The organism is Streptomyces sp. AM8-1-1, assembly GCF_032229325.1.
Classification (GTDB): Bacteria; Actinomycetota; Actinomycetes; order Streptomycetales; family Streptomycetaceae; genus Streptomyces; species Streptomyces achmelvichensis.
In genome coordinates this window covers 8245716-8269025 of sequence record NZ_CP135086.1, presented here as the reverse complement: position 1 = coordinate 8269025, position 23310 = coordinate 8245716, and the positions used below count along the sequence as shown (strand labels likewise).

Here is a 23310-nt window from a genome sequence, read left to right as displayed (position 1 = left end):
CGGGCTGCGCATAGCCGAGGACAGTGCTGGTGCCCCTGTACGGGCCATTATTGTCCGCGCCCGCCCACTCGTGAGCCGTGCCGATCTGCAGCACCGCGACCGGCTTCGGGGCGGGAGCCGTCTTCGCGGCGGCAGACGTGGACTCGGCGGCACTCCTGCTGTCATCGCCCTCCTCATCGCTAGAGCATGCGGCGAGGGCAAGCAGGAACGTGACGGTAGCGGCAACAGCGCCGAGTCTGCCCATGATCCCCCCAGGACGCTGCGTGATGATGAGGCCATCATCCCGCAGCCTCGGGCGGCTGCGGGATGAAAACGGCGAAGCCCCCGACCGGATGAGAGAGCCCTGCGGGCTCTGACGGCAGCGTCTCGGAAGGCGAACAGGTAGCGCTGCGAGAAGTTGTCGTCTCAGCCGTCGATCTCCTCGCCACCCCACTGGGCGGTATCGGCGACGGGTTCTGCTTGGGCGATGTCGACGACCCGGTCCTGGATGGTGCGCTGTGCCGTGGAGAACTCGGCCATGATGGTCTTCGAGGCCTCGCTGAACGGGGCGTCGGCCACATGCCCATGCCGTCGGGTATCCACGGGGATACCGGGTGCCCGGCGGCCTTCGCCATGCAACCAGCAGACGCCAGGCGGGCGGTTGGACGGAACCCTCGCGGTCCACGAAACCGCTGACCCGCACCCCCCGCGCTCTCCTCACCACCGGCGTCGTACAGGGTGGTGAACGTCCAGCCCCACGCGGCGATGTCGGACAACGTGCCGGGCCTCGCCATGCCAGAAGGCGCCGGAGGTATGCAACGGCAACGACCCCGGCCCCGGCCCAGGGAGAGAGGCCGGGGCCGCTCGGCACGCGCAGGCGAAAGCAGATGCCGATGTGCACACCGCACGCTAGCGATCAACACCTCTCCTTTCGCGGAGGCACGGCCGGGTGAACAGTGGCTGCACATGGCTCCCTCGTCGCATCCACCCGCCCGGCGCGTAACGCGCAGGAAGAAGCCCCCGTTAGAGACCACGCCGAAGCGGCCCACCTACCCGGGTACGCCGCTCCGGCTTCACCGACCGCGCTGGGAATCACGCTGCCTAGCGCCGGAAGTACGCCCTGCGCCGCCGTCACGGGACGGTGCAGGGCGTACGTCGTCTTGCCGAAGACGGAGTGCTGCCGCCGTCTGCACCGCCGCTACGAACGCAAGGCTGAGCACTTCCTCACTTTCGCCAGCATCGCGGCCACCCTCATCTGCTATCGGAGACTGACCAGACGTGATCACCCCGAGGGCTCTCGCAGCTCTCTCACAGACGTTCATTTGTGAGAACGACCGCGCGCGATGGCCCGGCGATGCCCGGGGACTGAGCTCATGCCGTGGCGGTGTCGCGGTGCAGCGTGAACCAGAACGTCGGGACCGGGTTCGTGCCGGGCGTTACGTCGGTCAGCTGCCACCCGGAGAATCTGGCGCTGAGTTCGTCGGCAGTGACGCCGGAGATCGGGTCGTCGAACGCTTCGGGCCCGTAGCCGAACATCAGCAGTCGTGCGCCGGGGGCGGCACGCTTCGTGAGGCCGGCGGCGTAGGCGTCGCGGCGGTGCGGTGGAATCCCGCAGTAGCAGCTCAAGTCGAAGAACAGGTCGTACGGGCCCGGCACGCCCACCTCGTCGAGTCGGGTGGCGTCCCCACACAGCACCGTGACGTCCGCTCCGGCAGCGGCGGCCTTCTCCCTCGCCTGCCGGACCGCCCGGTCGACCAGGTCAACGGCCGCCACCCGCCAGCCGTGCCGGGCCAGATACACCGCGTTGGTTCCGGTGCCGCAGCCGAGTTCGAGGACCTGGCCCGGCATCAGCGCACCGGGCCCCTCTACCAGGGCCACGAGCTCGGGCGGCGTGATGCCGCTGTCCCACGGCGGCTTGCCGTCCCGGTAGAAGTCCTCCAGCTCACGGCGCACAGCCGCCTCTTGGTCGAGCTCCTCAGCCGTCCGAGTCCTACTCATCGCTACCCCTCCAAGAATCTAGAGTTCAACTCTAGTGCCTGACTCTAGAGATAGACTCTCGATATGGATGCGGTCAAGGGATCCGACGGACAGAACGCCAAGCGCCCCGACAAGCGGGCCGAGCGCTCACGGCGCACCCGCGAAAACATCGTCGCGGCAGCGCGGGACCTGTTCGTCGCACAGGGGTACGGCGCGACAAGCCTTCAAGAGGTTGCGGATCGCGCGGGCGTGGCCGTGCAGACCGTGTACTTCGTGTTCCGCAACAAGCGCGCGCTGTTCAAGGACGTCGTCGACACGTCCATCGCGGGCGACGCCGAACCGGTCGCCACGATGGACCGCGACTGGTTCCGCGCCGCATGCGCCGAGCCCACCGCGGCCGGGCAACTGCGCGCCCACGTACGGGGCGTACGCGACATCCTCGGCCGTGTCGCCCCGATCATTCCCCTGATCGCGGCTGCCGCGGCCACGGACCCGGAGATCGCCGCGCAATGGCCCGACGGCCCCGAACCGCGCTATACCGTCCAGCACACCGCAGCAAAGGCACTGACCTCCAAGCCCGACGCCCGCCCCGACATCGATACCGACCGCGCCGCCGACCTCCTGTACGGGCTGCTCAGTCCAGAGCTGTACCTGATCTTCGTCCGCGACCGGGGCTGGTCCCCCGACGCCTGGGAGGAGTGGGCCTGCGCGGCCCTGACTACCCACCTCTGCACAGACCACGACTAGGCCACCGCCCCTTCGGCGACAGCCACCGAAACAGAGTCCGCGAACTGCTACGGCTGCGGAAGCTGACCGGGACGCACACTCCGCTGCACCGTCGTGATCATCGTCAAGCCCGGCAGCGTCCGGGTCGCGCAGCGGCCGCAAGGCCCCGCCGCCCGGAGCGGAGGCGGTGAAGCTGTAACGGCCCAAGACGACGAGGTTGCGGTGCTTCAGCGGCGAGAGCCGGGCGATGGGCGGATTCGCACGATCGTCGCAACGTTGCAGGCTCAGAGTGCCAGAGCCGCAGCGAATGCCTGAGCGGGGGTCTGCCAACTAAGGGTTTTGCGGGGTCGGTTGTTGAGCCAGCGCTCGATGGCGCGGAGCTCGTCCGTGGTGTGCAGGGACAGATTTGTGCGCTTGGGCAGGCACTGCCGGATCAAGCCGTTCGTGTTCTCATTCGTCCCTCGCTCCCAGGGGCCGGCGGTGCGTGCGAAGAGGATCCCGTCAGTGAAGTAGGGCGCGAGTTCGTGATGGCGGGCCATCTCGGAGCCTCGGGCAGCGTGCGGAGGGTGGCAATGAGGACGTCGCGCAACTGGCCCGAGTGCCCGTCGGGCAGCGGGACCAGGTGGAAACAGCGGGTGTTGCGTCGGTCGACGAGCGTGGCGACGGCGGACTGGCTGCGGGCGCCGACGACGAGGTCGCCCTCCCAGTCGCCGAGACGCTCGCGAAGCTCGACGACCGGTGGCCGGCGGTCGATGAGGACAGCAGGCGCAACGAACCTCGGCATGCGCTGGTCGGAGCGGCGGCGCTGCCTTCTCAGTGGCCGGCCGGTGCGAAGTCTCCTGGTCAGGATCCTACTCAAGCCGCCTTTGGCACCTTGGTAGAGGGCTCGGCAGAAGGTCTCGTGACAAAGATGCCGCTCGGGACGGTCGGGCCAGCGTGCTCTGAGATGGGCGGCGATCTGCTCCGGGCTCCACTCCAGATTGAGCTTGTCCTGGACCTCTGCTTTGAGCTCGGGATCAGTGGACAGCTTGGAGCGTCTGGGACGTCCGGCTCGTTCGCGGCCGCGGTGGTGGGCCAGGTCGGCGTCGTATCTGCCGTAGTCGCGCGGACGGCTGTTGCGCCGCAACTCCCGGCTGACCGTCGACGGTGCCCGTCCAAGCAGGCCGGCTATCTCCCTGATCGCCAGGCCGCGGCCACGCAACGAGGCGATCCTCCGGCGCTCCAACAGCGACAAGTACCGGCCCGAACGTGAGGCTTCCGGGAGATAGTCCGGCTGCAGGCCACCATTCTCCACCCGCCACCGGTAGCCCGTCTTGCGTCCGATCCCAAGGCGCCTACACGCCTCGACACTGCCCACTCCGGCCGCTAGAAGGCGCCAGTACTCGGCCCTCGAGCTCCAGCCTGCGCTTGCGTCCCCGCCTCGACATCAACACCCCACAATGATCAAGGAATGTTGCGACAAGCGTTAGAACCCAAGCGTCGCTGCTGGTCCACCTTTCAGCCGTCGCCGACACCACAGATGGCGAGCGGTGCCTGAATCTGCATAGATGACCCACAGGCCTGGGATAGAGGCCATGCCTCAGGCCTGGGCCTTACGGCATGTCGGCCTTCCGTGTCGATGCGGCTGCCGATCTCGAAGGATCGCAGAGCCCCATGGACAGGGCTGCCCGCTCACGACGCAGATAGCCGAAACGCTCCAACTCCCCCAACCCGGCCCGCACGGCGTCCCGGCCCTCCCGTAGCCGCAGGGGTACACGGGGCGAGGACCCGACGTCGCTGAGCGGGCACTCGACCGACTCCTGATGGGACTGCGCGCGCCCGAGCTGTCCCTGGCGCAGACACTCAAAGCTTTTGCGTTGCGCAGTACTCGAACGTCCGCTTGTGCCGAGCGCGCGACACGCGTTGTGAAATTGCCAACAGAACCGCCAGCCGACCCCACACTGGATTCTGCGCTCACTCCACAGGCTCCCGTGCTGGAGTGGCTGGGCCACGTCCTGAACGGTTGTCACGTCCCGTTCAGGACGTGGCAATCCTTTGACAAACCCGAGGGAAGCGCCGTGGAGAAGCCCGGGATCTCGGCACGGGGAGGAGCGGGACCCCCGCCACTCCTCGGGGCCCTGCACATGGGCCCCAGGCGCAGCGCAGGGGGCGCGCCTCGGAGCAGGTGAGGGCTATTGGCGGGCGGTGGGCCGGGCCGGAGCGATCCCGTCGTCCCAGCTATCTCAGCCATGCCGAGGGCCGAACCGCAGCGCGCCGCCGCCGTAGCCGGATAAGTCGGCCGCGGCATACCCTGTCCATATGCTCGTCCGGGGTAGTCCGTATCGGCACACCACGCTTCACCAGCGTCCGTAGCGCTGGCCAATCTTCGTCGGACGGGCTTGCCTGAGACCTGTACACAAGGTTCGCCTCCTTCCCCACGAAAACGGACCAACGAGTATCCAAGCCGACAGCCACACCATCAGCGGCTTCTATCAGGACCTCGAAGGGGTGCGCATGATCCAGCGCCCGGCGCTCAGGTCACCGTCGCCCCTCTACTCAACGCCCGTTTCCAGGGTCACAGCGAGGCGGCCCGTGGGCTGGCGTGGTCAATCGGTCTTGAGCGCCTTGCGGAGGGTGCGAATGGCCTGCTCCACGGCGGCAGTGGTGGCATTGGTCGGGCGTACGGGATTGAGCATCATGAAGTCATGGATGATGCCGTTGTAGCGGACGCTGGTCGTGCGAACGCCGGCTTGGGTCAACTTGCGGGCATAGGCCTCGCCTTCGTCACGCAGCACATCATTCTCGTCGACGATCACGAGCGCTGGCGGGAGTCCGGCAAGGTCGTCCAGCGCGGCGCGCAGCGGCGACGCCGTGATCTCGTTGCGTTGCTCGCCGTTGTCAGGGATGTAAGCGTCCCAGAACCACTCCATGGCCTTCGCCGTAAGGAAGGGGCCTTTGGCGAACTCCCGGTAACTATCCGTGTTCTGCCCGGCATCCGTTACCGGGTAATACATCGACTGATGCACAAAGCTGACGTCGCCCCGCTGCTTGGCCATGATCGCGACGGCAGCCGTCATGTTCCCTCCGACCGAGTCACCGGCGACCGCCATGCGGCTCGCATCGAGCCCTTCGCTGGCCCCGTGCTTGGTGACCCACTGTGCGGTCGCATACGCCTGCTCGATCGCCACCGGATAGGGGGCCTCCGGCGAGCGATCGTACTCGACGAAAACCAGCGCGGCATTCGTACCGTCACACAGCTCACGAATGAGCCTGTCGTGCGTACCAGAGTTGCCCAGGATCCATCCACCCCCATGAATGTAGAGAATCACCGGCAGAGGGCTGTCAGCACCCAGCGGCTTGATCAGGCGGACCCGGACGTCGCCCACCTCGGCCGGCACTGTGATCCACTTGTCTTCACCCACCTCAACCTTGTCGACCGGGACAGCCTGAATGTCGTCAAGCACCTTGCGGGCACCCTCTGGGCCGAGTTCGTACAAGAAGGGCGGGTTCGCAGTCGCATCTGCGAGTTCCTGCGCCTCCGGCTCAAGAACATGCTTTCCCATCTTGCGGCCTCCTTCGCGCTGGAGTCTCACACTCGCTCAGAGGCAATTTTCCCAGCCGAAGAAAGATACGGCATTCGGAGACTCCGTAAGTCCTGCCGGTATTCCCAGATCACTGGCGATGGACGGGGGTGCTGCGAGACGGGCTGCGCGCTGTGGGCGGGGAAGCACGGCAACTCCGCCCACGACCGGCGTCGGATCGGCCGCGAGGACATCCGGTGCTTCAGAGAATCGAGGCCGGCGTCGCGGTGGTCCTGGAGGGCATCTTGCACGAGGCCATGCCGCAGAACCAAAGCCGAGGCGATCGTGCAGGCGCCGCGTCGCGCGGGGACGGTGGTCGGGACCTGCCGCATATCGGAGTGCGGTGGCAGGACCGAGCGTATCTCGCATGCCGTCATTCCATTCGGTGTCTCCGGCATGAAGATGAGAACAACGATGAAGGCCACCGTCGTCGCCGACGGGCAACGCCGCACGTTGTGGACCGATGCCCTGTGCCCCGGACAGATGCACGACACCACGGCCGCCCGCGCCGAAGGCATCGCCATCTGCTTCCAGCACTTCTGCGGTTCTTCCCGGGACAGCGGAGACGGCCGTTCTCCACCCTTCGAGATGTTGAGTCACGAAGTACAAGAGAACGGCCGCTGCGTATGAGGCTGTCTGTCGATTTCCCGCAGGCGAGGCGTTAGGCGTGTTGTCCCGCTTTCGGGTTGAGTTCTATGAATGCCTCTACGCCCGCCAGGACGCGCTCTTCGAACTCACGGACGCGGTGTTGTCCGCGGACGGGCCGGTGAAGACCCTGATCGAGATGTCGCTGGCGGTCGAGCACCGGCGCGGGCACGGCGCGCTGTACGCGGCTTTGGACCGCGGCTGACTGGAACCGACGCGGTTGCGCCGCACGCTGGCCGGCCTGCCGCTGCCAAAAGCCGGTGATGGGCGCATCGTGCTGGCCGTGGACGTGAGCAACTGGCTCCGCCCCGATGCCCCGATGCCCCGACCAGCGACGACCGGCTGTTCGGCCAAGTCTATGGACGTGGCGACCGCAAGACGGACCAGTTACGCTCGTCACCGCCACCCAACTGTGCGACGTCATCGAGCGGTTGAAGCAAGCCGGGCACTGGCGGCAGGGCGACCCGGAGATCCTCATCGTGATGGACGCCGGCTACGACGTCACCTACGCTGCTGGCCAATCCGCTGGCCTCACCCAACGACATCGATGGCCTGGACGGCTGGACGCTCCACCGGCTCCGCCACAGTGCCCTCACACACGACGCCGAGGACGGTACGTCCACCCGGATACTGCTGGCCCGCTCCCGCCACGCCTCCGTCCGCTCCCCGGAGCGGTACGCCCGCCCCGGCATCGACGCGGCCGCCGGGCGCCGTACGTGACACCCATGTGGGTGGATGGTGCCGACGTTCTGACCCGGACTGGGGGAACAGCGGAACTGCCAATAGCGGTAGCGACCGTTCGCCCCCGGGCGGGCGATCCTGAGCCCGCCCTCGGTCCGCCAGGGCGGGGAACCGGCTGATCTTCTGCGGCAGTGGACGGCGCCGTTCGACAACCTTCCGAGCTGAGGCACGCGCTTGCCCTCCCCGGCAGGTCAGTGGCGTCGCATGCCCAGCGGCACATACAGAGTGCTACCGCTTGCACACCTAACGTGACACGCCTAGGTTCGCAATCAGCGGAAACTACCCGCTCTTCGTTCGGTTTGCATAGCTGATGGAGTCCTGCCAATGCCAGGTGATTCCATTAGTTTCGCTGCCAGCCATGTGCCACCTAGTCGACCATGCTGCCGCACGACCTGACTGTGGGCTGCACCGAAATCCAAGGAGAAGGCTATGAAGAAGACAGTCCTCGTCATGGCGGGCGTGGCAGTGGCTACGGCATTCTCAGCAGTGCCCAGCCAGGCAGCCCAGTCCGTACTCGTTGTGGATGACAATGGGGTGCAATGCCCGGGCGCACCTTTCACCACGATCCAGGCAGCGATTACTGCGGCCTCACCAGGAGATGTGATCAGGGTCTGTGCCGGAACATACAACGAGGTTGTCACCGTGAACAAGGCGAATTTGCAGTTGATCGGACCGGCCGCCGCCCCCACAGGGACAGCGTGCCGCCTGGCCGGAGCTCCGGATCCGTCCAGACAGGCGATCATTCAGTCGGCGGGCGGTTCAGGCAGTGTCCGCTTGTTGGAGAACGGCATCAGATTCTCCCGCTTCACCGTTCAGAACAACACCTCCAGCTATGGCATCGTCACGAGTGCGGCGCACTCAGGCCACCAAGTCCGGCAGAATATGATCCAGAACAATGTCATCGGAGTCTATTTCCACTCCAGCGGCACAAGCCTTTCCGAGGTCGAACAGAACTGCATCCGCCAGAATAATCAACCAGGTTCCGCAAGTGGCAGCGGGATCTACTCAGACGCGGGCCTGAAGAATGCGGACATCGAAACAAACACCTTCTCTGGTAACGAAAACTCCGGCGTCCTTCTGGACGCGCCGGCACCCGGAGGAGTCGACAATGTCAAAGTGAACAGCAACACCTCCTTGGAAGACAGAGCCTTTGTATTCATCTTCAAGTCCAGCAACTCCAGCGTAAGGAGTAACATCATCCGGGACAACTTTGGCGCCCCCGGGATCTTCTTGGGCGACAACAACACGAACTTGAAGATCACCTCCAACATCATTGAGAGGGGATTTCTAGGCGTGCGGGCCAACGCTTTCGGCCTTTCGCCCAGCACCAACGTCACCATCGCCAGCAACATCATCAGATATTCTGAATCAGGCACCGTTGGTCACGGCATCAGTGTGGCAGCGAACTCCCTCACGAACTCCGCCATCTCCGGAAACATCGCCGACGACAACGCGGGCGACGGAATCCGAATCGATGCCGGCGGCAATGGGGTCAACACCATCAAGTCCAACGTCGCCCGACGCAACGGCATGCTCGACTGCCGCGATAGCACCAGCGGCACCGGCACCGATGGCACTGCCAACACCTGGACCGGCAACATTGGGCCGAACGCGGCCCCTCCCGGCATCTGCCTCTAGCCTCGCCCCCTCTTTTGGGGATGGCTGACTCTGAGGCCCTGTAGATAGTCTGCGATCACAGGGCAGCATGTCGATTGTCCGGCCACGATCCGAGCCGAGCCACTACCGATCGTCAAACTTCAGTGGCAAACGGTCAAAGTTCAGGGAGCCTTACCAACGTGGCCACCAATCGAGTGACGCCGGGGTCATGCGGTGGGTGTACGCAACGGACAGGGCTCCAGTGCCGTTGAGAGAGGTGTTCGACGTCTCAACCCAGCAGCACAGGAGCCCTGTTGGTTCCGTATCCTGCCGCACTCGACCTGCCTCACGCTCTGGTCGAGTGGGTCACGATGCTCATCGTCACCCGCGAGGGTGACCGGCGGCGAAAGCTCCCGCCGCACCGGCGTGCGCTCGTCGCACTCGTGTACCTGCGCCGCCACGACACCCTCGCCCGCATCGCGGCCGGCTTCGGCACATCCGTCGGCACCGCCCACGCCTACGTCACCGCCGTCACCGGCCTGCTCGCCGACCGCACACCCGCCCTGCTGAAGACGCTGCGCGACCACGAACCGGACTTCGTCCTCCTCGACGGCACCCTCGCCGAGTGCGACCGGGTCGGCGACAACCGAAGCGACTACTCCGCCAAGCACCGCCGCCACGGCGTCAACATCCAGGTCGTCACCGATCCCGCCGGGAAAGTGCTGTGGATCTCACCCGCCCTGCCGGGCCGCACCCACGACCTGACCGCCGCCCGCACCCAGCGCATCATCCGGATCTGCGAACACCAGGGCGTCCCCATCCTCGCCGACGGGCCTTGACCCCGAATCCTGAACACGGGTTATGCGGCTGGTTCCAGCGTAGTTGGTGTGAGGTGGAGGGCGTTCTCGAAGGCGATCGGTGATCGTTGTCCAAGGCGGGAGTGTCGGCGCCGGGTGTTGTAGCGGTGGGGCCATCTGAAGGCGTCGAGCCGGGCCTCGCGCTCGCCGGGCCAGCTCTTTCGTCCCTGCAGGGTCTCGCGTTTGAAGGTCGCGTTGAAGGACTCGGCGAGTGCGTTGTCCGCGCTGGATCCGACTGCGCTCATGCTTCGGCGAACCCCTGCTGACCTGCAGGCTTCAGCGAAGGCCCTGCTCGTGTACTGCTCCGTGGTCAGTGTGCATGATCGATCCGGCGAGGCTGCCGCGGGTGCGGATCGCCGCGGCCAGGGCGTCGGTCACGAGATCCGCGCGCATGTGGCCGGCGATCGCCCAGCCGGCCAGACGGCGAGAGGCGAGGTCGATGACAGTCGCCAGGTAGCAGAACTTCCCGCCGCCGATAGGCAGGTAGGTGATGTCGCCGACGTACTTCGTGTTCGGCTCGCCCGCGGTGAAGTCGCGGCCGATCAGGTCCGGAGCCTTGGCCGCAGCCGGATCGGGGACCGTGGTGCGGTGCCGGCGGCGCAACCGGACCCCTTCGATCCCGGACGCCCGCATGATCCTGGCGACCCGCTTGTGGTTGACCGCCTCACCGTTCGTCTCGCGGAGCTCGGCGGTGACTCTTGGGGCTCCGTAGGTGCCGTCCGATTCCTGGTGCACCGCCCGTATCCGGGCGGCAAGCTGTGCGTCGGCCGCCTGCCGGGCGGCCCGTTCCGCGGCTGTCCGGCGCCAGTAGTAGAAGCTCGAGCGGCTGACGCCGAGAATGCTGCAGAGCCGCTTCACGCCGTAGCGGCGCTGATGGTCGGCGACGCACTGGAAGCGGTTCACCAGCGTGTCTCCCCGGCGAAATACTTGGCGGCCTTCCGCAGGATCTCGCGTTCCTCCTCGAGTTCGCGGACCTTCCTCCGCAAGGCTGCGTTCTCCGCCTCCAGCGGGGCCGGCGGCTGGGCCGGTTCCTGCGTCCGGCGCCCCCGTGGACGGCTTGCTCCGGCAGCCCGGACCCAGTTCCGCAGGGTCTCCGGATTGATCCCCAGATCGGCGGCGACCGACCTGATCGTCGCATCGGGCCGCGACTCGTACAGCGCGACCGCGTCCGCCTTGAACTCCGGCGGGTAGTTCTTCATGCACGAGATGTCCGTTGTCAGATCCTCAGGATCCAGTGTCTCGTGTGTCCAACATCAGGGGTCAAGGCCCACGACCTTCGACCCTTGCCTGCCACGGCTCGGCCAACTCTTCGACCAGGCAGGCAAGATGATGCCGAGAGATCCCCGTGAACAGTGGATGCGTCAGCACCGTCCGATTAACCATGATCGCCACAGCGGGATCATGCCATCCCCCCGGCACGACACCTCACCCGCTATCACGCACCAACTCGTAAGAGAGGGCGCCCGTCTGCGGCATCGCTGATTGAGCGCCAGGAGGGGTACGTGGAACGGGTCTTGCTGGATTGCCGGGGTGCTTCTGCTCGTCTTCGCTGCGGCGGAATGGGCAAGGTGGCGCAGCTCGGGCATGGCGGGGCGTGGGCCGCATGGCCGTCCCAGGGCATCGCCGGTCTGCGGGGTCTCGGCTCGGTCCGCGGGCGGCATGGCGGCGAGGCTCCGTGCGCTGTGGGCTGGAGTGAGTCGTGATGGACGATGCAAAGAGTGCTGAACTGCGCGTCAGTGAACCGCTTGACGCGGATGAGGTCCCGCAGGGGCGGGATCTGGCCGAGTACTTGCACCATGATGAATTTCCGGGCCTTGTCCGCTTCCTGCTGCTGCAGGGGGCGTCCTGGAGCGAGGCTCAGGATGCGCTTTTAGGCAAATGTGCCGGCCGGGTACGCATGTCCGTCATCTCGGAGCGCGCAAACTCCGGACCCCATTCCGCCTTCATGCCCCGGCGGTTCCTCGTACCCGCCGGGGCCTGCCAGTTCCGGCCGGTGCGCCGCTAATCAGGAGCCGGGAAATCCGTTTCACGCCAACTTCCCCCGGGGAGCCTCACTTCGGCCATTTCCGCTCGCGCGACGTACGCCACAGCAGACGCAATCCCTTGGACACGCCGCCGTCATACTCAGCGACTATTATCCGGCCGTCACGCACGGCAACCCGTGGCGTACCACGAGTGGTGATCATCACAGGCTCGCAGCGTGAGACCGCCCCGAGCCGTGCGCTAACGTCGTCGGAGCGCGCACCCGATGTCCGGGATTCCGTGAAGCGGGACCAAGCCGGCTCGGCGGTGAAACCAGAACGTATTGAGGCCTTCACCGGAAAGAACACGACGTGGACAGAAACTGTCTGACGTCCATTCAGCACTCACCGTGTCGGCAGCGCCGTGTGAACGAGTAACCATCAGGAGAGGTTTGTGTACAGCAGTCGCTTAGAGTCCATCGGGGCGCATCTCCCTCCGGCGGTCATGAGTACTCCGGAACTCCTCAACCGCATGGAGAAGGCACCGGAATTCGACCTCTTCAAGATTACCGGAATGGCTGAGCGCCGTGTCGCGGACGACACCGCCGACGTCCCCGAGGACTGCCTCATGATGGCGCTCTCGGCGGCCCGCGAGTGCCTGGACCGTTCGCAGTACGCTCCCGGCGACATCGATGTCGTCATCTCCTGCTCCATCAGCCGCACCACGGACGGCCGACGCCATCACTTCGAGCCGTCGTTCGCGCATCGCATCGCGCAGGAGCTCGGTGCGGCCGGCGCCATTCACTTCGACGTCTCCAACGCCTGCGCGGGCATGATGACAGGCGTCTATCTGCTCGACCGGATGATCAGGTCGGGCGAGGTGCGCAACGGTCTGGTGCTCAGCGGGGAGCACATCACCCCGATCGCCTTCACCGCCGCACGGGAGATGGAGGACAGCAGGGACCCCCAGTTCGCGTCCCTGTCCGTCGGTGACTCGGCCGCGGCCGTGATCGTCGACCGCTCCGTCGACGACGCGGACGTCATTCACGACGTCGAGCTGATGACCTGCTCGGAGTACTCGCATCTGTGCATCGGCATGCCCAGCGACGAGACCGGCGATCTGGCGATGTACACGAACAACAAGATGATGCACGCCGAGGACCGCCTCTCGCTGTGGCCGACCTTCCACCGGGACAAGCTGGCCGAGGACGGTCGTCAATTCGCCGACGAGGGCTACGACTTCATAGTCCAGCACCAGGTCGGCAGCCGGTTCGTCGACTTCATGAACAAGGTGGGCGAGGGCATTTTCGAGGCGCCGATGCCGCAGTCGCTGTCGGTCGTCGAGAACTTCTCCAACACCGCGACCACCTCCCACTACCTGGTACTGCACCAGGCCCTCGCGGAGCGCCGCATACCCAAGGGATCGAAGATCCTGCTGGTGCCCGCGGCCTCGGGTGTGGTGACCGGTTTCCTGTCCGCGACTGTCTCCTCCCTGGAGGTATGACATGGCTACCGTCATCGCCTCAACCGCGCTCTGCCCGGCCGACGACACCGGCAGCTCCATCGCGTACGCGGCCTCGGCGGGCAGCGCCTGCCTCCAACAGGCCGGGCTCGGACCCGCGGACGCCGACGTCCTGATCAACGTGGGTGTATACCGCGACTCCAACATCTCCGAGCCGTCCGTCGCCGCGCTCATCCAGAAGCGCATCGGCATCAATCTGGACTACCTGCACGACACCGACCGGCGGGCAGCCTTCTCCTTCGACCTGATGAACGGCGCCTGCGGCGTTCTCAACGCCGTGCAGGCCGGCGGCGCGTTGCTGGCCGCCGGCAGCGCCCGCCGGGTGCTGGTGGTCTCGGCCGACACGCACCCCTCGATGGACCCGGCCAGGGCGGGCACCGCCGCTTTCCCGTACGCCGCCACCGGCGCCGCCCTGCTGCTGGAACGCAGCGACGACGCCCTCGGCTTCGGCCGAGTGCACCACCGGTCGCGGCCGGGCGGCCCCGGTGTCAACGGGTACGTGCCACTGCGCGAGGCGGGGGCCGAGGGCCGGAACACCATCACTGTCGACCGCGACAGCGACGTACTGGAGCGGATGCTCGATCTGGCCGTCGACTCGGTACAGGGCACTCTGACCGCCGAGTACGGCACGGACGCCGCCCGCTCACAGACGGCTCTCGACCGCACGCTGCTGATCACCTCCCAGCCCTCGGCGGAGTTCGCGTCACAGCTGGCCAAGCGCCTGGGCCTGGCGTCCGATGCCGCCGTTACCGTGGAAGGTCTCACGGGCGACCCGCACACCTCGGCGCTCACCTACGGCTTCCGGCAGGCTCAGGACGCCGGCAGGCTCGCGGGCCACGACCGGATCCTCTTCCTCGCCGTCGGCGCGGGGCTCAGCTCGGCAGCCTCGCTGTACCGACTCGGCGACGGCAACAGGGAAGCCGCGCTGTGAGGCACGGCATCGCGAGCGGGGCACGTCAGGAGGCGTTCCTGGCCGAACTGCTCACCCGGCACGGGGCCCGTACGCCCGACAAGGCGGCCGTGATTCATCCGGACGGCAGCCGTGACACCGCCGGCCGGCCCGGCTACACCGCGGTGGGCTACGCCGAGTTCGCCTCCGACGTCGCCGCATGCGCCGCCGGACTCCAGGGGCAGGGAATCGGGCGGGGTACCCGCACCGCGCTGCTCGTGACTCCCGGGGCCGATCTGCTCACCCTGGTCTTCGCGCTGATGCACATCGGCGCGGTGCCCGTGGTGGTCGACCCCGGTATGGGTCTGGGCCGCATGCTCGACTGCATCCGCCGCGTGGGGGTTCAGGCCTTCATCGGCGTACCGGCCGCACACCTCCTGCGGCGACTGCGCCCGGGCGCCTTCGCCGGGGTCACGACGGTGATCAGGGTGGGCGCTGGCAAGGGCGGCGGACTCGCGGAGCTGACCGCCCTCGGCGGCTGCGGGCCGGCTCTGCCCCCGCTCGCGTCCGGGCCCGGCGATCTCGCGCTCATCGGCTACACCACCGGCAGCACCGGCCCGGCCAAGCCGGTCGAGATCACGGTCGGCATGCTGCTGGGCATGGCGCGCGGCGTCGAAGCGGGTCACTTCACTGCCGACATGACGAGCACCCTGGTCACCCTGCCTCTGATCGGCGTGTTCGACCTGGCGGCGGGCCGCACGGTGGTGGTGCCGAAAATGAACATGGGCCGCGTGGGATCGGCGGACCCGACTCTGCTCACCGATGCGATCCAGCGCTTCGGCGTGAACGCCATGTTCGCCTCGCCCGCGCTGCTCGGCCCGCTGTCGGCCCATCTGACGCGGACCGGTGCCCAGGTGCCGTCCCTGCGGATGATTGTCTCCGGCGGAGCGCCGGTGAGCCCGCAGCTGATGAGCACGCTGCGTTCCGTACTGCCCGACGAGGCACGGGTGTTCAGCACCTACGGCTCGACCGAGGCGCTGCCGATCGCGCTCGTCGAGAGCCGTGAAGCGATGGACGGACCGGCCGACGGACCGGCCGACGGCCTGGGGGTCTGTGTGGGCCGCCCCGCACCCGGCACCTCGGTCGCCATCATCGGCATCACCGACGGCCCGGTTGCCCGCTGGGCATCCGAACTGCCGGTCTCCCCGGGCGAACTGGGTGAGATCGTGGTCAGCGGCCAGGCGGTCAGCCAGGGCTACTTCCAATCCCCGCGGGCTGATGAGGACCACAAGATCCAGGACGGCGACCGCCGTTGGCACCGCACCGGTGACGTCGGATGGATCGACGACCGGGGACGCATCTGGTTCTGCGGACGCAAGAGCCATCGCGTCCGCACGGTGAACGGCGACCTGCACACGGTGCGCTGCGAAGGCGTCTTCAACAGCCACCCTCAGGTGAACCGCACGGCCCTGGTCGGCTTCGGGCCCCACGGCGAGCAGCGGCCCGTGCTGTGTGTGGAGCTGGAACCCGGCACCGATCTCACGCGGTGGCCGCGCATCGAGAGCGAGTTGCGCGCCGCGGGGGCCGGCAACCCGGTGACCAAGACGATCGAGGACTTCCTGCCCCACCCGGCGCTCCCCGTCGACATCCGCCACAACGCCAAGATCCGCCGCGAGCTGCTGGCCGGCTGGGCCGAGGACCGGCTCACCGGAAGCCGCCGGCCCACCGCCGCCGATTGGGCACTGCGCGCCGTACCGCTGCTGGGTTGGGCCTACCTAGCGGTCTGGCCGCTGCTGCCCTGGGACCATGGGGCGCTCACCGCCCTGTGGTGGGTCGACGCCTTCCTCAGCGTGGTCGTCCACGCGGGGCAGATACCGGCCGCGCTGCGCGCGGAGTACGAATTGGCCACCGGGCGCCGGCCCTGGGCGACCGCCGCATTCACGATGCTGTTCGGAGCGACGTGGTGGCGTCGACGCAGCCGCGAACCGAAGGATGTTGCCGCGTGAAGGTACTTGTGACGGGCGCTTCCGGGTTCCTGGGCAGCCACATCGTCGACGCCTGCGTCCGCGCGGGCGACGACGTGCGCGTCCTGGTACGCGAGGAAAGCGACCTGACCTACCTGCGCACGGTTCCCGGCGTCGAGTTCGCCTACGGAGACCTACGTGACGCGGCCTCCGTGCGCCGGGCGACGGACGGCGTCGACGCTGTGCACCACAGCGCGGCCCGGGTCACCGACCGGGGCACCCGGGCGCAGTTCCACGACGAGAACGTGGCGGGCACCGAACGTCTGATGACGGCGGCCCGGGCGGCGGGGGCACGGCGTTTCGTGTTCATCAGCAGCCCGAGCGCGCTGATGGGCGTGCGCGGCGGTGACCGGATCGACATCGACGAGAGCGAACCCTTCCCCGCCCGCCATCTCAATCTCTACTCGCAGACCAAGGCCGCCGCAGAGCGTCTGGTCCTCGACGCGGACCGGCCGGACTTCACCACCGTCGCCCTGCGCCCGCGGGCCGTATGGGGACCACGTGACCACTCCGGCTTCATGCCCCGGCTGATCGCGAAGATGATGGCGGGCAGCCTGCCCGATCTCTCCGGCGGCCGACGCGTGTACGCCTCGCTGTGCTACTGCACCAACGCCGCCGACGCGTGTGTGCGGGCGGCGCGCGCCGACGGCGTCGGCGGCCGGGCGTACTTCATCGCAGACGAGGAGCCGGTGGAGGTCTGGAGCATGCTCGCCCTCCTCGCGGAGCGGTTCGGCGGCAAACCGCCGACCAGGCAGGTCTCCCACGGTGTGCTGCGTGCGCTCGCCTTCACGGCGGACATGGTCTGGAAGCTGCCGCCGCTCGCCAGGAACTCCTCGCCCCCGCTCTCCCGCTACACGCTGGCCCTGCTGACCCGTTCGGCGACGTACGACACATCGGCGGCGCGCAAGGATCTCGCTCCGCCGCTGGTGGACCACGACACCGGCATGGCCGAGCTGGAGTCCTGGATCGACAGCATCGGCGGCGTCAACGAGTTCATCAGGAAGGTGCACTAGTCATGACCGCGCAGCACGCCGCCGTGAGCGGCAGTACCTGTTCCGGTCCTGGCTGCCGGAGCGCCTTCCACCGGCCCGTCTCCGCGACCGAGTGGTCGTATCTCGCCGCCACACGGCTCGGAGAGCTGCTGGTGCTCCAGCTGGTGGTCGAGGGCACCGGACCGGTCGACGCCCTGGCCCTCAACCGGGCGGTGGCCGAAGCCTCGGCGTCCTGCCCCGGCTCACGGCTCGTACGCCGCGGCAGGACGTGGGTCGACAGCGAACGCCCGGCCCGCGTGGTGGTCGCCGACGGACGGAGTTTCGACCGTACGACGCTCACCGGCCTGCCGGAACTCGCCGGCCCACTGGCCGAGTCGGAGGGCAGCCCGGCCTGCGAAGTGCTGCTGCTGACCGGCGAACCGGGCACCGTGGTCTTCCGCGCCTCCCACGCGGTGATGGACCTCAAGGGCGCGTCGATGTGGGCGGCCGAGGTCTTTCGGGCGCTGCGCGGTGAACCACTGCACGGCGCCGCCGACCCGCTGGCCGACTATCCGCTGCTGGATGCGGTCGGCCGGACCGGGCAGCGGCCCCGCCTCGGGCTCGACCAGCGCTCGCCGCTGGGCGGGCGCCCGGGGAACGACTCGGTGTGGCGGCGGCGTACGGTCACGGGCCGGCACCCGGCGCTGGCCGCGAAGGTGGCCGCCGCGGTCACCGGAGCCGTGACGGGGTCCACGGCCCGGATCATGGTCCCGGTGGACCTGAGGCGTCACACCCCCGGTGTGTCGTCGACCGCCAACCTCGCTCTGCCCGTATTCCTGGACCTGACGGCGGGCCAGGACCCGGACACGGTCCACCGGCGTCTGCTCCACGCGCTGGCCTCCCGCCGGGAACTGGCATCCGGGGTGGAGGCTGCACTGGGCCGGCTCCCGCTGCGCGCCGCCGCCGCGCTGATCGGCGCCTCGCGCTCCGCCGCAACCGCACGGCACCGCTATCTGGCGTCGGCCATCGTGTCGAACGCGGGCCGGCTCGACCCGTCGGACTTCAGCACGCGGGAGTTCACCGCGACGACCGTGTACGCCCTGCCGGTGCACGCACCCCTGGTGCCCGTCAGCATCGCGCTGCTCGAACTGCCCGAGCACACCGAACTGGTGGTCTCCGCCCGCGGCGCGGCAGATGTCGAGGAGCGCTGCGACGCGCTGCTGGACCGCATCGAGTCCGCCCTGAACACCGCGGCGCCAACCCCATCCGCGCCGCCGACCGCCTCGCCGCGCAAGCCAGGCGCCGCCGAACTACTGCTGGCTCCCACCGGCGGGCTCGGTTCGCTGGACACCACGGTGGTGCAGTTGTTCCGGGCACAGGTGGCCCGCCGTCCGGACGCACCGGCTGTGCTCGGCGACAAGACGGAGTGGTCGTACGCCGAACTGGACAGCCGTTCCGACGCCGTCGCCGCCGCGCTGCTCGCCCGCGGAGTCGGGCGTGGCGAGGTCGTCGGTGTCCTGGCGGACCGCTCGGCACTCGGCCTCGCCGGAGTCTGGGGCGCCCTCAAGGCAGGCGCGGCCTTCCTGCCCATCGACGTACGCAACCCGGCGCGCCGCGTCGAGGAACTGCTGCACGACGCCCACGCCCGTTTCTGTCTCGCGGAGATCACCTCGTGCGCCGGGGCGGAGGGAGGCGACAGCACGACTCTCCTCCTGGAGGACATAGCGGGCGACGGCGCCGTGGTCACCGGGCAGGACCGGACGGCCCTCAATGCGGCCGCTCCCGGCCCGGACGACCTGGCATACGTCATCTACACCTCGGGTTCCACCGGCAAGCCCAAGGGTGTCCAGATCGAGCACCGCAGCCTCACCAATGTCGTGGGCTGGATATCTCCCTTCATGCGGTGCGACGAGGACACCCGGGCGGCGTACTCCTACTCCCCCGGCTTCGACCTCTCGATCACCCAGATCTTCCCGCCGCTGCTGCACGGCGGTGCCGTCGTCCCGGTCCCCGGCGAGCTCGACCACCTCAAGCTGCGCGAGATGTTCTCCGGCAGGCAGGCCAACACCCTGGGGCTGACGCCGACCCACCTCGACCTCGCCGCACGCCTCGGCATCCGCCCGCAAGGCATCCGGGCCCTTCAGTCCGGCGGCGAGAACCTCACCGCGGCCACCGGCCGCCGGACACGTGCCTCCTTCGGACCCGACTGCCTGTTCGTCAACGTCTACGGCCCCACGGAGGCGACGGTGGCCTGCACCGTGGCCGTCGTCGACGGCGGCGCCGAGGGCCCTTCCACGCCGATCGGCGTGCCGGTGCACCGCACGTCCGTGGCGATACTGGACGAGCAGCAGAACGAGGTCGCGGACGGCGAGTTGGGCGAACTTCATGTAACCGGGGTGCAGGTGGCCCGCGGCTACCTCGGTCGCCCCGATCTGACGGCCGAGCGCTTCCTGTACCTCAAGGACGGGCGGCGCGCCTATCGCACGGGCGACCTGGTGTTCCGGCTTCCGGACGGGCAGCTGGAATACGCGGGCCGGATCGACACCCAGGTGAAGGTGCGGGGCCACCGGGTCGAGCCCGGCGAGGTCGAGGCCGCGCTGACCGATCTGCCCGGCATCGGGCAGGCCGCGGTGGTCGCCCGCCGCAGGGCCGACTCCGACGCACAGGCGCTGTGCGCGTTCGTGGTTCCTGCGGAGAAAGCCGCCGCGTTCGACGAGGCCGCCGTGCGGGCGGAGTTGGAGCAGTCGCTGCCGTCGCACCTGGTGCCCTCGGTGGTACGGGCGGTCGCCGCGTTGCCTGAGACGGCCAGCGGCAAGACCGACCGCAACGCGCTGCCCAATCCGTTCGGCGAAGGGGTGGACGAGCCGGGGACCGTGGTCGCGCCCTCGGACGCCCCCGGACCGGGGCCCGACATCACGGCGGTGACGGCGGGGATCTGGGCCCGCGTGCTGCACTGCGAAGCGGCGGGCCTCGATCCCTCGTCCGACTTCCACAAGCTGGGCGGCGATTCCCTCGCCGTCCTCGAGATGCTCACCGCGCTCGGTGAGGACGTTCTGGGCGGAGCCTCAGAACAACGGTTCCTGGACCGGCTGGGGTCCCTCAGTGGGAACCTGACGCTCGGCCGGGTCGTCGAGGCCCTCGAAGAACTGCGGAGCACGTCGTGATCTTCGTGGGAGAGGGTTCGCTGCTCTGGCGCGCCGTACAGCACACGCTCGACAACGGCCTGTCGGTGGACCTGGTCTGCGCTCCTGCCCCGGTCGCACCCGCCGCCCGCCCCGACGTTCCCTTTCTCGCCGTCTCGGATGTCAACGCCGTCGCGGACGAACTGGCCGCCGCCAGCACGGACGGCGTGGTCTGGTCGCTCAACAACAGGATGATCTTCCGCGCGCCGGTGCTGTCGGCCGGACTGCGCGTCCTCAACATCCACCACGGTCCGCTCCCTGCGTACCGGGGGATGCCCGAAGTGGCCCTCGTGTACGCGATGCTGCGGGGCGAGCGGGAGTTCGCCGCGACCCTCCACGAGGTGGACGAGGGCATCGACACCGGTCCAACGCTGGCCGCCGGCTCCTATCCCATCGGCGCGGACGAGCCGTACCACGTGGTGCTGCGCCGGGGTCTTCAGGTCTGCCACCGGCTCTTCGAGCGCTGTGTGCCGCTGGTGGCGGCCGACCCTGCCTGGGCCGGGGAACCCACCCGGCCGTCCGGGTCCGACGGAGGCGGCTACTTCGGCCGCACGGCACTGGAACGCCTGTCCCGGCACCGCGGGGACCCGGCCTACGCACGCGCCACCGACCTCGGTTTCCTGGCCGGCTACCTTCCGGAGCTGGCCGCAGCGCTGCGATAACGTGAGGGCGTGTGCCTGAACAGACGAACGTGTGCTGTGCCCGGATCCAGAGTGGGCACAGCACACGTCGTCATGCGTCAGAGCCCGGTCAGCGCTTCAGACCGGGCGGGATGACGTTGCGATCATCGCTGAGCGCCAGGTCTCTCTTGAACCCCTTCGCCCGGAGGGATCCGGGGACAGGAGTGGTCAGTTGCGTCCAGCCTTCGTCCCAGACAAAGCTCGTGCCGCCGACGTCACCGTGCGTCTGGAACACAGTCCCGTCCACGGTCACCACCCTGACATAGGCGTTGGCCAGCCGGGACGAGATCGAGATTCCGCAGACCTGGGCCGTGGGGTAGTCCGGGTTGTCGGCGTTGGTGAGGTCCGTCCAGGTGATCGCGCCACCCAAGGTCGCCGCTCGACCCGCGTACGCGATGCCGTTGCAAGCGCCGCGATGAACTCCTCCGTGGTGAGGACTGGGCCATCGGTATCCGTGCCGACGATCTCGATGATCATGGCCTGGTTCCCAGTAGCCGCATCAAGGTTCCGGCTGAGACGGTCGACCAAACAGTGGAGGAAGTAGACGAAACTCTTCAGCCCGTACGCGGTGCGTACCTCGTCCGGCTCACGGCGAAGTTCATGGTGAAGCCTCGTTCAGGACTGGCCCGACGGGATCCAAGAGATGCTCAGCGCATACACCGTCGCCACGCAAACGGTGGACGTACGTACGTAAGAGGAACCACACGAGCTCTTCAACGAGTTCAGGGAGCTCAACGAAAGCCAGCCGCCACGAGCATCGTGCGGCCGGGCAGCACCACACTTGGTGCTGCCCGGCCGCACGACCAGTTGCAACTTCTGGACGGGCTCAGCCACCGCACGGCCAGCAGTCGGATGGACGACACCGCGCACCCAACCAACCGCCACGACCACCGACCCGACGAACCTATACGGTCACAGCACTGGCACGAGGACCGCGCACCTGAGAGTGCAGTCAGCCATCCTGATCTGCGTGCCACATGCTCTGGCAATGCAAGACGCCAGCACGGCGCAAACACGGCCGGACGGCGTTTTGATAGCCCTCGATGATTTGCGTCTCGTAGGTACGGTTGGAGCTGGCAGTAATTCCGCAGTAGTCGTACCCATTTAGTTCATTCATGACCTGGGTAGTTGTCGACCATTTACGAGTGGTTTGGTATTTGGAACGGTCCAGCGTCAGCACGTCGCCCTTCCGGAGGATCGCAGATGCTTTGGCTGCCCCATTAGGGCTACCGCTCCACAAGTGGACGACCGTATCTCCATGCAGAAGCACGGGGTAGTACGTTCCGACCTCTTTGAAACCAATTTCCCAGGTAGTGTGACAGATCGCGTCTGCCTGCGCCGGCTCAGCTGTGATCATCACGGCGGAGGCGGAAAGCACGGCGGTCGCCAAACTCGACACAAGTCGCTTACGGTTCCCCTTGACACGCAATGAGGCGATCCCCTCAATCTTGGTGTGGCCGCGAACAGTTGGGCAATTCTCAAGCTGAAAGTGATCGAGTGTCAACACCTGTGCCACAGAAGAAGGCGCGAGCGGCAGGCCGTGCGCTCACGCTAGAGAGATGCCTGCGAACTGCAGGTAAATTGCACCAGCCGCGATCGGGGCTACCCTGCGGAACCAAATCCCGCTGCAGCGTCTGCACCTTCCCTCGGCATGGCGGCGTGGCGCTGACAATGGGGTAGCACGGGATCCACGAGACAGCGGCACGCCTCCGGTTTCGATGAAGGGTGGAGGCTCTCACGAACCTGGCGATCGGCAGGCTGTGCCGTCGAACATCGAGTCACCTGTTGGAAGGGGTGGGCCGGGATGGCGAGAGCCTCCACCACGCTGTGAGGCCGCGCCTGTATCTGATCGGGGCGCTGCAGTACAAGGAGAGGTGGTACGTCGACTTTGCCCCCTGACAGCTCGCTCGGAGAGTAATGCCCACAGGCCCAGTGACCCGCAGGTGGGCGCTGCACGAAGACTGGCGCCAAAGAGGACCGCACACTCGAGGTCACCCGCT

The 23310-nt window shown here is 67.7% G+C and carries 14 protein-coding genes and 7 pseudogenes; 13 read left to right on the top strand and 8 right to left on the bottom strand.

Features of this window, described 5'->3' with window-relative positions; genetic code table 11:
* Positions 1–405: 405 nt before the first annotated feature.
* Positions 406–558: a hypothetical protein gene (locus tag RPQ07_RS36835; protein ID WP_313948615.1), complete on the bottom strand. Its 153-nt coding sequence runs from the start codon at positions 556–558 to the stop codon at positions 406–408.
* 792 nt (positions 559–1350) lie between these two features.
* Complete coding sequence (locus RPQ07_RS36830) at positions 1351–1977, bottom strand: class I SAM-dependent methyltransferase (protein WP_313948614.1); 627 nt, start codon at positions 1975–1977, stop codon at positions 1351–1353.
* Between the two features lie 63 nt (positions 1978–2040).
* Here RPQ07_RS36830 and RPQ07_RS36825 point away from each other — a divergent pair, with 63 nt between their 5' ends.
* A complete protein-coding gene (locus tag RPQ07_RS36825; RefSeq protein ID WP_313948613.1) occupies positions 2041–2703 on the top strand; it encodes a helix-turn-helix domain-containing protein in 663 nt (220 codons plus the stop codon).
* 263 nt (positions 2704–2966) lie between these two features.
* Here the strand turns inward: RPQ07_RS36825 and RPQ07_RS36820 are convergent.
* Both RPQ07_RS36820 and RPQ07_RS36810 read right to left on the bottom strand, forming a co-directional pair.
* A pseudogene (locus RPQ07_RS36820) lies at positions 2967–3976 on the bottom strand (IS30 family transposase).
* A gap of 1291 nt (positions 3977–5267) precedes the next feature.
* Positions 5268–6224 (bottom strand): alpha/beta hydrolase fold domain-containing protein, encoded by a 957-nt coding sequence (locus RPQ07_RS36810; RefSeq protein WP_313948612.1) that lies wholly within the window; start codon positions 6222–6224, stop codon positions 5268–5270.
* A 405-nt stretch (positions 6225–6629) separates the two neighbouring features.
* On the opposite strand from RPQ07_RS36810, the pseudogene RPQ07_RS36805 reads away from it, so the two are divergent.
* From RPQ07_RS36805 to RPQ07_RS36790, 4 genes and pseudogenes are all read left to right on the top strand, one after another.
* Positions 6630–6782, top strand: a pseudogene (locus RPQ07_RS36805) (IS5/IS1182 family transposase); the annotation flags it as partial.
* Positions 6783–6909: 127 nt separating this feature from the next.
* A pseudogene (locus RPQ07_RS36800) lies at positions 6910–7387 on the top strand (transposase); the annotation flags it as partial.
* Between the two features lie 670 nt (positions 7388–8057).
* Positions 8058–9266: a nitrous oxide reductase family maturation protein NosD gene (locus RPQ07_RS36795; protein ID WP_313948611.1), complete on the top strand. Its 1209-nt coding sequence runs from the start codon at positions 8058–8060 to the stop codon at positions 9264–9266.
* Positions 9267–9538: 272 nt separating this feature from the next.
* Positions 9539–10054, top strand: a pseudogene (locus RPQ07_RS36790) (transposase family protein); the annotation flags it as partial.
* Between the two features lie 29 nt (positions 10055–10083).
* Here the strand turns inward: RPQ07_RS36790 and RPQ07_RS36785 are convergent.
* Together RPQ07_RS36785 and RPQ07_RS36780 are read right to left on the bottom strand one after the other, a co-directional pair.
* Positions 10084–11280: pseudogene (locus tag RPQ07_RS36785) on the bottom strand (IS3 family transposase).
* Between the two features lie 70 nt (positions 11281–11350).
* A pseudogene (locus tag RPQ07_RS36780) lies at positions 11351–11464 on the bottom strand (IS5/IS1182 family transposase); the annotation flags it as partial.
* Between the two features lie 316 nt (positions 11465–11780).
* On the opposite strand from RPQ07_RS36780, the gene RPQ07_RS36775 reads away from it, so the two are divergent.
* The 8 genes and pseudogenes from RPQ07_RS36775 (at position 11781) to RPQ07_RS36745 (ending at position 21292) form a co-directional block, all read left to right on the top strand.
* Positions 11781–12086: a hypothetical protein gene (locus RPQ07_RS36775; RefSeq protein ID WP_313948610.1), complete on the top strand. Its 306-nt coding sequence runs from the start codon at positions 11781–11783 to the stop codon at positions 12084–12086.
* Between the two features lie 530 nt (positions 12087–12616).
* Entirely contained in the window at positions 12617–13546 is a 930-nt protein-coding gene (locus RPQ07_RS36770; protein WP_313948609.1) for a 3-oxoacyl-ACP synthase III family protein, read from the top strand.
* Position 13547: 1 nt separating this feature from the next.
* Positions 13548–14495, top strand: a complete 948-nt coding sequence (locus RPQ07_RS36765) for a 3-oxoacyl-[acyl-carrier-protein] synthase III C-terminal domain-containing protein (protein ID WP_313948608.1) — start codon at positions 13548–13550, stop codon at positions 14493–14495.
* Positions 14492–16459 carry a fatty acid CoA ligase family protein gene (locus RPQ07_RS36760; protein WP_313948607.1) on the top strand — a complete coding sequence of 656 codons (1968 nt, stop codon included), beginning with the start codon at positions 14492–14494 and terminating at the stop codon, positions 16457–16459. Before RPQ07_RS36765 ends, RPQ07_RS36760 begins: the two co-directional genes overlap by 4 nt.
* Complete coding sequence (locus tag RPQ07_RS36755; RefSeq protein WP_313948606.1) at positions 16456–17490, top strand: NAD-dependent epimerase/dehydratase family protein; 1035 nt, start codon at positions 16456–16458, stop codon at positions 17488–17490. The genes RPQ07_RS36760 and RPQ07_RS36755 overlap by 4 nt, the downstream gene beginning before the upstream one ends.
* Positions 17491–17492: 2 nt before the next feature.
* A pseudogene (locus tag RPQ07_RS36750) lies at positions 17493–20021 on the top strand (amino acid adenylation domain-containing protein); the annotation flags it as partial.
* Positions 19998–20612, top strand: coding sequence for a non-ribosomal peptide synthetase (locus RPQ07_RS37875; protein WP_413777867.1), 615 nt, complete (start codon positions 19998–20000; stop codon positions 20610–20612). The pseudogene RPQ07_RS36750 and the gene RPQ07_RS37875, both read left to right, overlap by 24 nt.
* The gene (locus tag RPQ07_RS36745) at positions 20609–21292 is read left to right on the top strand and encodes a formyltransferase family protein (RefSeq protein ID WP_313948604.1); all 684 of its coding nucleotides are present in this window, start codon (positions 20609–20611) and stop codon (positions 21290–21292) included. Before RPQ07_RS37875 ends, RPQ07_RS36745 begins: the two co-directional genes overlap by 4 nt.
* A gap of 88 nt (positions 21293–21380) precedes the next feature.
* Here the strand turns inward: RPQ07_RS36745 and RPQ07_RS36740 are convergent, their stop codons facing one another.
* Positions 21381–21680 (bottom strand): hypothetical protein, encoded by a 300-nt coding sequence (locus tag RPQ07_RS36740; RefSeq protein WP_313948603.1) that lies wholly within the window; start codon positions 21678–21680, stop codon positions 21381–21383.
* Between the two features lie 582 nt (positions 21681–22262).
* A complete protein-coding gene (locus tag RPQ07_RS36735) occupies positions 22263–22817 on the bottom strand; it encodes a hypothetical protein (protein WP_313948602.1) in 555 nt (184 codons plus the stop codon).
* Positions 22818–23310 lie beyond the last annotated feature (493 nt).